Annotated in this window: 15 protein-coding genes; all 15 read right to left on the bottom strand. The window is 49.4% G+C overall.

Translation table 11 applies throughout. The features are described 5' to 3' along the window. Positions 1-2: 2 nt before the first annotated feature. The 15 genes from C5523_RS27920 to C5523_RS20705 all read right to left on the bottom strand — a co-directional run bounded on the left by C5523_RS27920 (position 3) and on the right by C5523_RS20705 (position 14,103). Entirely contained in the window at positions 3-125 is a 123-nt protein-coding gene (locus C5523_RS27920) for a hypothetical protein (protein WP_255423173.1), read from the bottom strand. Continuing rightward, positions 122-1,261: a D-alanyl-lipoteichoic acid biosynthesis protein DltD gene (locus C5523_RS20770; RefSeq protein ID WP_071195764.1), complete on the bottom strand. Its 1,140-nt coding sequence runs from the start codon at positions 1,259-1,261 to the stop codon at positions 122-124. Before C5523_RS20770 ends, C5523_RS27920 begins: the two co-directional genes overlap by 4 nt. Before the next feature lie 492 nt (positions 1,262-1,753). Beyond that, entirely contained in the window at positions 1,754-1,888 is a 135-nt protein-coding gene (locus C5523_RS20765) for an anion permease (protein WP_369944954.1), read from the bottom strand. Beyond that, positions 1,869-2,099 carry an anion permease gene (locus tag C5523_RS20760; protein ID WP_108701890.1) on the bottom strand — a complete coding sequence of 77 codons (231 nt, stop codon included), beginning with the start codon at positions 2,097-2,099 and terminating at the stop codon, positions 1,869-1,871. Before C5523_RS20760 ends, C5523_RS20765 begins: the two co-directional genes overlap by 20 nt. Before the next feature lie 132 nt (positions 2,100-2,231). Beyond that, positions 2,232-4,826, bottom strand: coding sequence for a bifunctional aconitate hydratase 2/2-methylisocitrate dehydratase (gene acnB, locus C5523_RS20755; RefSeq protein ID WP_108701889.1), 2,595 nt, complete (start codon positions 4,824-4,826; stop codon positions 2,232-2,234). A 64-nt stretch (positions 4,827-4,890) separates the two neighbouring features. Then, a complete protein-coding gene (locus C5523_RS20750; RefSeq protein ID WP_108701888.1) occupies positions 4,891-5,454 on the bottom strand; it encodes an alpha/beta hydrolase in 564 nt (187 codons plus the stop codon). Positions 5,455-5,485: 31 nt separating this feature from the next. Continuing rightward, positions 5,486-6,358 carry a triphosphoribosyl-dephospho-CoA synthase CitG gene (gene citG / locus C5523_RS20745; RefSeq protein WP_108701887.1) on the bottom strand — a complete coding sequence of 291 codons (873 nt, stop codon included), beginning with the start codon at positions 6,356-6,358 and terminating at the stop codon, positions 5,486-5,488. After that, complete coding sequence (gene citX, locus C5523_RS20740) at positions 6,333-6,878, bottom strand: citrate lyase holo-[acyl-carrier protein] synthase (RefSeq protein ID WP_108701886.1); 546 nt, start codon at positions 6,876-6,878, stop codon at positions 6,333-6,335. The genes citG and citX overlap by 26 nt, the downstream gene beginning before the upstream one ends. Further along, entirely contained in the window at positions 6,878-8,395 is a 1,518-nt protein-coding gene (gene citF, locus C5523_RS20735) for a citrate lyase subunit alpha (RefSeq protein WP_108701885.1), read from the bottom strand. Before citF ends, citX begins: the two co-directional genes overlap by 1 nt. A gap of 17 nt (positions 8,396-8,412) precedes the next feature. After that, positions 8,413-9,288 (bottom strand): citrate (pro-3S)-lyase subunit beta, encoded by an 876-nt coding sequence (gene citE, locus C5523_RS20730; RefSeq protein ID WP_041852328.1) that lies wholly within the window; start codon positions 9,286-9,288, stop codon positions 8,413-8,415. Beyond that, positions 9,285-9,578, bottom strand: a complete 294-nt coding sequence (gene citD / locus C5523_RS20725) for a citrate lyase acyl carrier protein (protein ID WP_108701884.1) — start codon at positions 9,576-9,578, stop codon at positions 9,285-9,287. The genes citE and citD overlap by 4 nt, the downstream gene beginning before the upstream one ends. A gap of 1 nt (position 9,579) precedes the next feature. Beyond that, on the bottom strand, positions 9,580-10,677 hold the full coding sequence (citC, locus tag C5523_RS20720; protein WP_041852326.1) for a [citrate (pro-3S)-lyase] ligase: 1,098 nt from the start codon (positions 10,675-10,677) through the stop codon (positions 9,580-9,582). Between the two features lie 62 nt (positions 10,678-10,739). Further along, entirely contained in the window at positions 10,740-11,603 is an 864-nt protein-coding gene (locus C5523_RS20715; protein ID WP_041852325.1) for a fumarylacetoacetate hydrolase family protein, read from the bottom strand. Between the two features lie 75 nt (positions 11,604-11,678). After that, positions 11,679-12,920, bottom strand: coding sequence for an MFS transporter (locus tag C5523_RS20710; protein WP_041852324.1), 1,242 nt, complete (start codon positions 12,918-12,920; stop codon positions 11,679-11,681). A gap of 94 nt (positions 12,921-13,014) precedes the next feature. Continuing rightward, on the bottom strand, positions 13,015-14,103 hold the full coding sequence (locus C5523_RS20705) for a 4-oxalomesaconate tautomerase (RefSeq protein ID WP_108701883.1): 1,089 nt from the start codon (positions 14,101-14,103) through the stop codon (positions 13,015-13,017). Positions 14,104-14,225 lie beyond the last annotated feature (122 nt).

Raw genomic sequence — 14,225 nt, 5'->3', positions numbered from 1 at the left:
CCTCAGAACTTTTGATATTCAAAATGCAATTGCAAACTCATGCTGTCATCCACGGAGGTCCACGCGACAATGGTTATCGCCAGCAGGAGATAAAGTAAAAACAGGCGAATGGCGGTTTTCATCATTTAAAGTTCTCCGCGATAAAGCGAACCATAGGGACCCATGCCGTTTCCGATGGGTGCAGACGATCCCAGTTCCAGCCGTTTTGATACGGCATCGCATACATATCTAAATAAGGCACCTGGTTTTCCGTCAGGATTGCCTGAATTTGTTTATCAACCGGCTGGAACGTATTGGTATTGGTCAGCGCCCACGGGTTAATCGGGTCGACAATCGCAATCACCTGGACATGGCGCTCTTTCAGGAGTTTGATGGTGGCGCGGAAAACCTCGATTTGCTTTGGCACGACAGGCGTGTCATCCCACTGCTCAGGAGTATCCCCGGCCTCATAAACCGCCTTATCCATCCACATCGTGGCTGCACTTTGCTTGCGTACTTTGTTGAGTTCACGGGCATTCGCCAGCTCTTGATCCCAGTCGGGCATCGTTATGTTGCCAGGCTGTGCGGGCCAGGGTTGCGCGGCAGGCTGTGGCTCAATATTGAGCAGGTCCAGCCAGTCGTTTTTTATCATGGTGCAGAAGTTGGCAAACTGATAGCTCACCTCTTCCCAGATCAGGTCCGGATGCCAGCCATAAATGGCCATTTCACCAAAACTCAAATGGCTGATATCGTCCGCTTCAATATGTTTTAAGTAATTGACCAGCAAAGGACGAGCCTGCTTGTCTTTCATTAATGGATCGAAAATCGAACCCGGGAAATTATCCGCAAAGATCGCCGGAGGAAGCCCATTTGAATAAAAGCTATCCGGTGCCAGGAGCAACACCACTTTACTGTTTGCGTTAAGGCTGTCTTTAAAACGGGAGAACAGTAAAAATTGTGTGACGTCGTCGACATAACTATCGCCATATGCCACTAAAGGTCTGTGCAATTGCTTATTGAAGTAATTATAGGCAGCGTAATGTTCATTTTCGGAAGTAGAAACTTCTGATGCCCCGATAAAGAAAATCGCATTCCCTTGTAATGCATGGGAAATGGTGGCTATTTTTTCTGCTTGCTCTTTTGGTGTGCCTTCCATCGATTTAATCATCGGCTGGAATTTAAGCGGCGGATCAAAGCTCGTCACCACCGGGTGAACGCTCAGAACCAGGATGGCGAGGAGAGCCATCAGGATATGTAGGCACAGAGTATTTTTGATTTTCATTATCATTATAAAAAAGTAAGACTACATGACATTAACTTGTTTAAAATTTGTTGATTCTTAGTGTTACAACAAATAGACAACAAATGGGACAATGGGTATTTGGACTTTATTCCAATCTATCTTCTTTGACATTCTATACCAGGTGCATCTGAAAAGATGAGCATTGCTGTGTAACGGTATGTACAGCATTAGCGTGTTAATAATAAGCGCTGCATTTATAAAGAAAAGAGTGTGCCGGGGTTGGTTTCGCCATGCTTACTGCGAGTGGTAATCAACAACGATAAAGGCTCAGGTACATCGACCTGACAACCTTTGGCAATGCGGTTTCGATAGAGGCGTTACACAATTGTCCGCTCCGGGAGAGGAGCGGACGTATCTGTTCTGTACTATTTCACAGGTACAGGGCGGCGATGGAGAACATCCTGCGTCATCCGACGCATCTGAGCCATAAGACATCAACACGACGCAAGTAAGATCAGCATGCTCTTATCATTAGAGCATGCCACTCGATTTCAAATACGCCCACCACGAGAACCCGACGGTAATATGAATAACAAACGTTAATATTGCGACAATCGTACCCGTTATCCACCAGGATTTTATATCGTTATAGCCAGCCGCAAAAATAATTGGCCCTGCCGCGCCGCCATAATGGGTAATGCAGCCACCGGATGCAAATAAATAACGAATTTTCAGGATAGGGTTTGCTCACCAGACCAATGATCGCCGCAAGATAAATACTGGCCAGTACCCATGCCTCTTTTGAAAGGCTGTCAGGCGGCGATGTCATGAATGAAAGGCTGATAATGAAAGCGAGGAATAATAATTTAGCGCTCACTTTAATTAACCCATTCCTTTGACAATATCAGAGGTCTCATTTAAAAATGAGACCTCTGCCAATTCAAAAAAACAGGTAATGAGAAGGCGAAAAACATGCCCGGGAATATTACCGGGCATGTTTTTGAGACGATTATATTGTTACCACGTCAATTCGCTGCTTTTCCGCTACTTGATACTCTGCCAGCGTATGGAAATTTAAGTAACGATAGGTCTCTTCACGGGTGTCATTGATTTTGTCCATATGCCAGTGATACTGCTCAACCGTCGGCATTTTTCCAAGCATGGCCGCGATGGCACTGAGCTCAGCCGACGCCAGGAAAACATTTGCATCGGTACCAAGGCGGTGTGGGAAGTTGCGGGTAGATGTTGAAACAACGCTGCTCCCTTCCTTGACCCTGGCCTGGTTACCCATGCAGAGAGAACAGCCCGCCGGTTCGATGCGTGCGCCGGAACGGATGAACTTATTAAAATAACCCTCGCTTGAAAGCTGTTGGGCATCCATTTTGGTTGGTGGGGCAATCCACAGGCGGCCAGGGATCTCTTTTGCATCCGCCAGCAGCTTCCCGGCGGCCCGGAAGTGACCAATGTTTGTCATACACGAGCCAATAAACACTTCTTGTACCGGTGTGCGCGCAACCTCAGACAGTAAACGGGCGTCATCCGGGTCATTGGGCGCACAAACGATCGGCTCCGTAATTTCAGTCAGGTCGATGTCAATAATTGCGGCGTACTCGGCATTAGCATCAGCGCTGAGTAATGACGGATTGGCCAGCCATGCTTCGATCTCTGCAATACGCTTTTCAAGGGTCGGCGCGTGCTGATAACCCTGGCTAATCATCCAGCGCAGTAATGTGGCATTGGAACGCAAATATTCGGCAACGTTCTCTTCTTCCAGGCGTAGCACACAGGCAGCCGCTGAGCGCTCTGCGGAGGCATCCGCCAGTTCAAAGGCCTGCTCAGCCTTCAACATGTGTAAACCTTCGATTTCCAGAATACGACCGGAAAATATATTGCGTTTGTTTTTCTTCTCGGTGGTCAGCAACCCTTGTTTAATGGCGTAGTAAGGGATCGCGTGAACCAAATCGCGCAGGGTGATCCCTTTTTGCATTTCACCCTTAAAGCGGACCAGCACAGATTCCGGCATATCGAGCGGCATAATTCCCGTGGCGGCGGCAAAAGCAACCAGCCCGGAACCGCCCGGAAACGAGATCCCTAAGGGAAAGCGCGTATGTGAATCCGCGCCCGTACCGACGGTGTCCGGGATCAGCATACGGTTCAGCCATGAGTGGATAATCCCATCGCCGGGTTTCAGCGCAACGCCTTTTCTGCTGGTAATGAACTGCGGCAGCGTCTCATGCAAATTAACATCGACAGGTTTGGGATAGGCTGACGTATGGCAAAAAGACTGCATCACCAGATCGGCAGAAAACCCTAAGCATGCAAGGTCCGTCAGTTCATCACGTGTCATCCCGCCGGTGGTATCCTGCGATCCCACGGTGGTGATTTTAGGTTCACAATATTGCCCAGGACGAATACCTTCCACGCCGCACGCTCTGCCCACCATCTTCTGCGCCAGCGTAAACCCGGCTGAGGATGGCGCAGGCGCTTTGGCTTTCCTGAAAATGGACGTTGCCGGCAGGCCTAAAGAGGCCCTGGCTCTTGCCGTTAAGCTGCGGCCAATGATCAACGGGATGCGACCGCCCGCCTGGACTTCATCCAGCAAGACGTCTGTTTTCAGGCTAAATGAGGCAATAAGCGTCTGATCGTGATGGTGGCGAATCTCGCCCTTGTGCGGATAAAGATCAATCACCATACCTGTCGATAAACCGGAGACATCCACTTCAATGGGTAATGCGCCGGAGTCCTCCAGGGTATTGAAAAAGATCGGCGCAATTTTTCCGCCTAAGACAACGCCCCCGCTGCGTTTATTGGGGACAAAGGGAATATCCTTCCCGATATGCCAGAGGATGGAGTTTGTTGCGGATTTTCGTGAAGAGCCGGTGCCTACCACATCGCCAACGTAAGCAAGAGGATACTGCCGGGCTTTTAGTTCCCGGATCTGGGCGATTGGCCCGTATTGCCCCGGTTGGTCCGGGTTCACACCTTCGCGGGCAGAACTCAGCATGGAGAGCGCATGCAGGGGAATGTCCGGACGTGACCACGCCTCAGGGGCTGGCGAAAGGTCATCGGTATTGGTTTCGCCGGGCACTTTGAAGACTGTCAGCGTGACTTTTTCCTCAAGCTTCGTGCGTTCGCTAAACCACTCGGCATTCGCCCATGACGTAATAACCGCTTTGGCATGCACATTCCCGTTACGGGCTTTTTGCTCGATATCGTTAAATTTTTCAAAGATAAGAATGGTATGGCTGAGTTTATTCGCCGCTAACTGAGCCAGTTCACTATCGTCCAGCGAATCAATGAGCGGCTGAATGTTGTAGCCCCCCTGCATGGTTCCAAGAATAGTGATAGCGTCCTGCGGCGTGATACCGAATTCACTTGTTTTTGCTTTGATAATTTTATCAAGGAATTCTGCTTTCACTTTTGCAGCAGCATCAACGCCGGGAGAAACCTGGTTAATTAACAGGTTAATTAACGCCTCTCGATCCTCGCACCGTTTATTTTCGAGGAGGGCAATTAATTCTCTGACCTGTTGCGCAGTTAAGGGTTTAGCGGGTATTCCATTTTCTGCGCGCTCAGCGACATGCTTCTTATATTCTTCAAACATAAAATATCCTGACCTTATCATAAGGAAATTAAAAAATGTGCTATGGTGTTTTTACATCAAATAATCATGTTGCTATTTTTAATAGCCCTTCTCCAAATTCAGATATTCTTTCAAGGCCATATTTCCACTCACCAAAACCTGATTCCGAATTAATATGACCAGCGTCACCCATGTCGATAAGCTCACATCCCCAGCAGTCGGACCAGAATAGCGCGCGGTTGAAGGACATCAGCGGGTCATTACGACTGGCAAAGACAAGGCCCGGCACGTTCAGCTTTGACGCGGTGACGATCTCTTCAAGTTCGAACCAGGAAGGTTCCGCCGGTGCGACCATGACAATTCCGGCAATATTTGACGCCTGACGCTGAGCCTGATACCAGGAGGCAAGGGCACCAAAGCTATGCCCAATTAAAATAACGGGTAATTTGCACGTGGTTAATTCCCTGCGGATCGCGGCACACCAGTTTTCAATATCCGGCTGGATCCAGTTTCGTTGGCTTATTCTTTTCCAGCGAGGTAACTGGCGTGCCCAACTGGTTTGCCAGTGGTACTCGTCGCTATCCCTCAATCCCGGAACCAGAATAGTGGTAAAAACATCATCCAGTGCTAACAGGTGCGATATTGTCATGGTAAATTCCGTCAATCTTTCGTTTTCGCCCTCAGGCTGGAAAACGGGAAAGGAGCCAGGTTACGGCCAGCAGATCGGCGCTTCCTCCCGGACTTAAATTCCGGGCGATGAACGCCTTGTCCATATTAAAAAGAGCCTGCCTGAACCTGTTGCCGGTAAGATGTTTAATACGCAGAAGTCGGGCCGCATACCGCCTGGCATAGCGCAATCCATCAAGGCCGCCTCGCGAGAGGATATTGGTGTCAGGATTATGGGCAATTAAGGAAAGCAAAACCCGCAGCAAAGACTCCTCTGGTGAATAACCCGACGTTATGGCTTTTTCCCATGCGGGTAAGCCGTAGTGCCTGACCGTCACAAATCCGCTTTCCGCTTCACCACGGGCGCCCGTGAAGCCATGATCCCGAAACAGTTGCTCACCTTTGGTCTTCGCATCGCCATGTTGTTTCAACTCACGGCTCACCATACCGGCGCAGATCAGGCTCATTTCACGGCAGAGCGCACTGCGATCGATCGCTTCGCCTTTGCCTTGCAGACGCCCGGCGGCAGAACAAAGCAGACCAAGCGAAAAGATCCCCCCTTTATGGGTGTTGATGCCCCCCGTCGCGCGAAACATGGCCTGCTCACAGGCAAGCCCGATAGGGCGGATAGCCCGAAGTGTCTGGCCGGGCTCCTGTCTGGCCGTCTGCATCCCTTTGGAGACAAACAACGCAAACCACGGGGCAATGGCCGCGATACTGGACATAAAGAGCTTCATATTCATATCCGTATGCGAACCATTGTTATGACGGTCTACCAGCCCCGGTTTGGGGGTCAAAATCACTTCGCGGTACATCGCCTCTGCGGCGAGCTCAGCAACGTTAAGCCCCTCAACCAACGGTTCACTTCTGATGGCAGAAATAGTCATTGATCCTGGCCTCCATGACAGTTTGCAGGGAATGAAGCGAATGGCGCCGCATGCGTGAACATACATGTGCGGGTTCATCACAGATGAAGCAACGTCTTTTGTTTTCACCTACGGATTTACGGCTCAATAAGCCATTCTCCGGGCAAAACACATCGATATCCCACAACCTGCCCAGAGGATGGCTCTCCTCAAGAAGGATGGTGGCCTTTTTGACCTCCGATGCGGGTGCATTAACGGACCAGAATGACTCCGGTCCGGTGATAAGCAGGCGAGCGTCGTGCCGGACGATCTCCCAGCCATTAGCGAGAATAAGCCCCGAAAGAGCCTCATTCGCCACCTCCATTACAGCCCTGGAGACCGGCGTGTCTTTGACCTCGCCCGGCCAGACCAGGGTCGTTGAAATGAGCGTCTGTCCCCACTGCGTTAACCAGCGCTGCTGTTGCTCTGCGCGGGCGTCTCTGGAGGCTAATAGCTGCGCTAATGAGACAGGTAAACACGCTGCGTTTGCCATCGCGTTCATTACTCTTTTACCTGCCGGACGACATCAATGACGCTTCCATCACGGTAACGAACAATGCCCACGATTTTGTCGGTAAACTCGATGGCTTTTGGGTGACCGCAGATTTCCAGAGCGCGCTGGTGCAGCGCCTCAATACTCAGCACAGGCAAGCCTGCAGCCACTAACCGCTGATGAATTTCAGGACGTGAAGGGTTTACGGCAATACCATGATCGGTAACCAAAACATCAATGCTTTCGCCCGGCGTTACGCAGGTGGTTACCTGCTTCACCACCGTTGGAATTCGGCTACGGATAAGCGGAGCAACCACCACCGTCAGGTTTGCGGCGGCAGCCACATCACAGTGACCGCCGGAGGCACCGCGCATCACGCCATCAGAGCCCGTCAGCACGTTAACGTTGAAATCAGTATCAATTTCAAGGGCGCTTAAAATCACGATGTCGACCTGGTCGCAGCATGCCGCTTTGGATGACGGATTCGCGTAAACGTTGGTGGAAATCTCAACATGGTTTGGGTTTCTGGCTAAAGAAGCGGCGGCGGCGCCGTCAAAACTCTGGGTATCCAGCAATTTGGCGATCAGCCCCTTTTCATGAAGATCCACAATGCTGCCGGTGATGCCGCCTAAGGCAAAACTCGCCGTGATGTTTTTATTTTTCATGCGCGATTCTAAAAAGCGCGTACAGGCCGTTGATGCCGCGCCAGAACCGGTCTGAATGGAGAAACCCTGTTCGAAATAACCGGAGTGCTCGACCACATCCGCCGCCGAGCGCGCAATCATCAGCTCACGAGGATTGCTGGTTACGCGGGCCGCACCGACGCTGATTTTTGCCGGGTCGCCTACGCTGTCAATTTTTACGATGTAATCGACCTGGTCCTGAACAATGCTTGCGGGCATATAAGGGAAGGGCTCGATGGATTCGGTCAGCAGTACTACGCGTTTAGCGTACTGCGCATCGACCATCGCATAGCCGAGCGAGCCACAGCGTGATTTACCGCCGCTCCCACTCGCATTACCATATTCATCAGCACATGAGACAGCGAGGAAGGCGACATCAATATTAATTTCACCTTTCTGGATGAGATTAACGCGACCGCCGTGCGAGTGAATCTCTACCGGTTGCGCCATCAGGCCATGCGAAATCGCATCGGCTAATTCTCCGCGCATGCCGGAGGTGTAAATTTTAGAAATAACACCGTTACGAATATGCTGAATTAAGGGGGCGTTACAGGTCATTAATGAACTGGATGCCAGGGTAATATTTTTCAGACCCAATGCAGCGAGTTTATCAACGACAAGATTGATAACTTTATCGCCTTCACGAAAGGCATGATGAAATGAAATTGTCATCCCATCACGTAATTCGCAGCGGTCTATCATCTCGTCCAGACTGTCACAAAGTTTACGCTGGTGCTTTTGCCCGACATCTGCCAGATAAGGTGTGGTCGCGTTGGCATGGGTAAATGTCACATATTTTTTTGATTGCCCGACCTGTTCTTGTAAAGCTTCGATTAATTTCATCTTTATTATCCCGTCGATTAGTGGCGAATGCCTGATGCTTTTCTTCTCTCAAGAACGACCCTGGCGTGATTGATGATTGGCGCATCGATCATTTTGCCATTCAGAGAAATGACACCCAGCCCGCTACGTTCACCTTCTTCGGCGGCAGCGATGACGCGTTCTGCATAATCAACCTCTTCCTGGGTTGGCGCATAGGCGTTATGCAGCAACTCAATCTGCCGTGGATTAATTAAAGATTTACCGTTGAAGCCCATGCGACGAATTAAATCCACTTCTTTTAAGAAGCCTTCTTCGTCGTTCACATCGCCATAAACAACGTCAAACGCATCGATACCCGCGGCACGCGCCGCATGGAGAACCGCACAACGCGCATAAAACAGTTCAGTACCGTCTCCGCGTTCTGTCTGCATATCCATCACATAGTCAAATGCGGCTAACGCAATACCCATCAGTCGCTCTGAGGAGCGGGCAATGGCAACAGCATTGATAACGCCAATTGCAGATTCGATAGCCGCCATCACCTGTGTGGAGCCAACCTCACGGCCACAGCTTTCCTCAATGCGCACAATTTCACGTTCAAGCTCATGAATATCTTCTGGCGTATCTGTTTTCGGCAAGCGAATAACATCGACCCCGGCGCGGACCGCCGCCTCAAGATCTTTTAAACCGAATGGGGTGTTTAATGGATTAATGCGCACCACCGTTTCAATATCTTTATACATGGGATGCTGGAGGGCGTTAAAAACCAATATACGAGCGCTGTCTTTCTCCCTTAACGAAACCGCATCTTCAAGGTCAAACATGATTGAATCTGGTTTATAAATAAACGCGGTCGATAACATGGAAGCGCTTGAGCCCGGTAAGAAAAGCATACTGCGGCGTAATTTTTTCATTGTAATTTCTCCCAGTTAATTTCATCGCTACAGGTTCCTCGCATGATGGCGATTTGCATCCGGGAGCGAATAACACAATCCAGTGCGCCTTTGTCATCAACAATGATTTGCCCGTGGGTGACATTGAATGCAGCCAGCGTTTCTTTGACGACCTGAGTAATTTGTTCGCCAAATTGCTTCATCACTTCGCTATTAATAACAATATCCAGCCCGCTGTCAGAAGGGCTAACTTTAACCATGAGGTCGCTCGATTCCAGCGTGCCTGCCAGAGCTGCCTGTATAATTTTCATGTTAGAGTCCTACGCTAATGCTCATAAGATTCCCTGCCAGATGTTGTTCCGGCAAGTCAGGGTGATTTGCTTTTAGCCAGTTATATAAGTAAGGCATGGTGCTTTCGGGCACCATATTTCTTGCGACTGACAGTTTGTTCTTATTCAAGAGGGCGCGAACAGCCGATGCTGAGATTGGATAATTATTTTCATCGGTTTTTCTGTCGATTTCATGCACTTTAATGGCGGTGGAGGGAATGACCAATTCATCTTCAAGCCAGTGGTGCATAGCCTGGTTATACTGGGCTGTAACTTTACAATATGGCTCAGTGCCAACGAAACGATGTGTAATACCCAGTGCGGGCGCAATATAACGTCGGAACATAATTAAATCGATCGCGGAATAGACATCATTCACCACCTGTTTCTCTTTTAAAAAATAGCTGGGGAAAGTGCCGCGAGAAATAATGTATCTGGAACCGGGATGTACCGTTACGTTAGTGAGATGTTTTACCCCGTCACGCACCATTGCAATGCGCTCAGTAAAGGAGAACTGTGATAAGTTTTCTTCCACAACAAATACATGCAGCCAGTCGCACGCACGGGCGGCCTGCTCGATAAGGAACTGGTGCCCTAACGTGAAGGGGTTCGCATTCATAACGATACCGCCAATATTGGCCGCCGGGACGAAAAATTCTGCGCGCAGTTTCTTACAGTAACGGTGAATGCCAACCGGGGTGTTTTCCATTAACGCGGCTTTGCCATCAAGGGTGGCTAAAGGAAAGAAGCCGCAACCACGGAAAGATTTAACGTTATCAGGGCAGGTTAAAAGGAACAGATGATGATCACCGTTCTGGTTTGCCAGATTTTCCGCTTCGCGAATCAACTGTAATCCCAGCGATGTTCCGCGCCATTCAATATGCACAGCGATACATTTTAATGTATTGCCCGCCAGGCCCGCACAGGCAATTAATTCTTTGCCAGCGCGCGCAATGACGAATTGCCCGACATCATCATCTATTCCTAATCCATTACTTTTCAGAAATGCGATAATCTCGTCTTTGAGAACACCGTTGCTAGTTTCAACCGTATCGAATTCTAGCGTTTTTTCGGCATACATCTAAATTTCTCCTGACCTGGTGTTCATCGATACTGAATGACGCATGTGTTATGACGAGCGAATTAAAGGGCAAATGCATTGGATGGCGACGTTGACTCGACAATGGTATTGGTCAGCCTGCCTAATTTCTCAATAGCGACTTCGACACAATCACCTTCATGCATGAATAAAGGCGGATTGCGTTTTTTACCAACACCACCCGGTGACCCCGTAATAATGACATCGCCAGGGCTAAGCATCGTGAAGGTGCTGATATAAGCAATGAGATCGGCGACTTTGTGAATCATGCTGGCTGTTGAATCATTCTGCACCAGCATGCCATTCAAATACGTCTGAATGGATAATGCGTGCGGATCGGGGATTTCATCAACGGTTGTCATGTAGGGCCCGAATGCGCCGGTCTGACGCCAGTTCTTACCGGCAGTAAACCATGCGTGCTGCCAGTCGCGAACCGAACCGTCCATATAACAGCTATAGCCCGCCACATGGCTTAACGCATCGCTACGATTAATATTCTCGCCCGCTTTTCCGATGATGACGGCCAGTTCGCCTTCGTAATCAAATTCCTCAGTAAGATTCGGTTTGATGACCGGCCGTGCGTGGCCTGTCTGCGAATCCGGGAAGCGGATAAATAACGTTGGCGCGTTGTTGGTTTCGGAGAACTCCTTTCTTTTTTCTGCATAGTTCATTCCCACGCAAAAAATTTTTCCAGGCTCCTCAATAACCGGTAAGAACGTAATATCTTTATCTGTAATATCCGCCGGGTAGTCAACATATTGCTGGGCGACATCGAGAGCATCCCATTGCAGGAGATCTTTTAATGTTGGATATTGCTGACCAATTTTTTGACCAAGGTCGATAATACCTGCTTCGGTATAAATACCGTAGCTTTTACGACCGTGATGAATGTAACTTGCAAGTTTCATAATGACACCTAATTCTGGCTTTTAAACTTTATTTACTCACGCCAGTTGATGGCGTGAGTGGTATATCGATTGCGGTTATTTTGACGTTTCTGGCACCAGATTCGCTTTCGCGCCTGAGGCAAGATGTGTTGCGACAATCATACCCAGCACCAGCAGAGCAATAATAAATGCGGTCATGCCTGCCCAGCCGGTTGAGTGGAAGACGAAACCGTTCAGGAAGCCAATAACAGAGCCACCCATGTAGTAGAAGAATAAATAGAGGGCGACGGCCTGCCCGCGAGCATGTGTGGCGTTCTTACTTACCCAACTCAGACCGATGGAATGGCAACCGAAGAAGCATGCCGTGAAGATGACGGCACCCAGGATAAAGGTGATGACGTTAGAGGTTAGCGTCAGCAACATCCCCAAAGACATGATGGCGAACAACACGCGAAGCACATTCATGCTGCCATATTTCGCAGAGAACCGCCCGGCCTGTGGCGCCGTGAAAAAGCTTAACGCAAAGCTGAAAGAGAGCAGCCCGGCGTTGGCAGGGGAAATATGGAACGGCTCGCCCTTAAGGAAGAAAGCCAGATAGTTGTAGAGAGAGGTGAAGGTACCAAAAATGATAAAGCTAATAACAAATGCCAGAGCGAGTTTTTTATTTTGGAAATGCGACGCGGCGCCCTTCACAACACGGAATACATTCAGGGTTTCCGTCGGTTTGAAGTTTTTGGAGGCGGGCAGAATAAAGTAAACCAGTAGCGCAACAACAATCAGGCTTGCCGCAAAACCGTAGAAAATCGTGTTTATGGAAATGTGTTCAATCAACTGGCTGGCCACGATACGGCCCGACATTCCACCCATTGAGTTGCCAAACACAAAGTAACCGGTGACTACGCCCGCAACGACCGGGGCCACTTCTTCGCTAATATAAGCCGTTGCCGCAGCGGCAATGCCGCTCAGCGCGAGGCCAATAACGGCACGTAACGCCACCAGCATCGCCCATGACTGGACCAGCGGGCACAGAATGGTGAGTAACCCACCCAGTAACAAGGAGACAATAATCAGGCGCTTACGGCCATAATGATCGGAAAGTGTACCCGTGAACAACAGACCAATGGCAAGCAGGGCGGTTTCTGCGGAAAGAATGATACTGACCTGACTGACCGGGACATCATATTCAACCGCGAGAACAGGTAACAACGGTTGAATGAAAAATAAAGACGCTAATTCAGCCAAACCTGACAGGGCTAAAGCAAAGATGACACGGATGTATTGGCTCGCTGTTACATCGCCGGAACCGCCTGAAATATTTTTAACGTTCGTTATAGCCATAATATCCTCGACATTATTTTTCTGGTACAGAGCATCTTAGCCGTTACAGGCTAAAGGTATTAATCGGTAAAACTTCTAAAAGGCTGGCTGATGTTCAGATAACTTCCGCTAAAGCGATTTCCGGAACATAAACACTACCCTCAAACAATTTACGGGTCGTTCTGATTACAGCAGCGCGGGTGTTTTCGATTTTATTTCCGTCTTTTAATAATGAGACTGTAATTTTTCCGCTTGGGTGTTCAATATTAACAATATTGGTAAATGCATCTTTCGGTTGGTCACTAATGATTTTCTGGGCAACAGAGCCATCAATGATGGTTGCTGTTGAAATACCAATAGATCCGGTAATAGCCAGCGATTTATGGCAATTATGCGGCATGAAATAGCGAACCTTAATCGTGCCGCCCGCCGTAGGTTTGCTCAGAAGCACAGGTTTGGGAATCACTTTGTCGCTGACATCGCCAAAACCCATGGCCTCGCCAGCCTTGCGACGGATTTTTTCAAGCCGTTGCATAAACGCCAGATCGGCTTCCAGCTCCGCAGGGGATTCACCACCGGTTTTATCCATCTGCTGTGCATCGATTAAGATCATCGGCATCGCCATATCAATGCAGGTGACTTCCACTCCGTCAAAAATATCCGTTGTGTTACCGGTCGGGAGTAATTTACCGGTTTTACAGCCTGCGGAATTGAGGAACGTTAAACCGACCGGCGCTGCGGCGCCAGGCACACCATCAATTTGCGTGTCACCCTCATAACACACCTTGTAATCAGGGGTTTGCACTTCGGCGTCAACAAATGTTCCGGTGTTGAGATTACGGATGCGAACCGTGGTGACTGGGTTTTTTGCCGCAACCAGCCCTTTTTCAATGGCAAAAGGGCCAACCGCACATAACATATTTCCGCAGTTGGGCGTGGTATCCACACGGCGCTCTTTCACCATGACCTGGGCAAACAGATAGTCAATATCCGCATCCGGGCTCTCTGAACGGCTCACAATCGCCACTTTACTGGTTTGCGGGCTGCCGCCACCGATGCCATCAATTTCCAGCTCATGGCCGGCACCCATCAGCGCCAGCAGAACCGCATCACGTTCCTGAACATCGGTGGGCAAATCGCTTGCCAGAATAACGGGTCCCTTAGAAGTACCGCCGCGCATCAGTACGCAAGGTATGTTGAACATAGGTTTTCTCTTTCCACACATTAAATGATGCAGTAAGCGTCCCATATGCGGATAAATAACTCTAATGTCAAAAAACGAAGGATTAATGCGTTTTACACATTAATAAGCTGTCGGTTACGATG

The sequence above is a fragment of the Phytobacter sp. SCO41 genome (assembly GCF_003073275.1).
Taxonomy (GTDB): domain Bacteria; phylum Pseudomonadota; class Gammaproteobacteria; order Enterobacterales; family Enterobacteriaceae; genus Phytobacter; species Phytobacter diazotrophicus.
The sequence above is the reverse complement of the archived record's forward strand: the minus strand, read 5'-3'. Positions and strand labels throughout refer to the sequence as shown.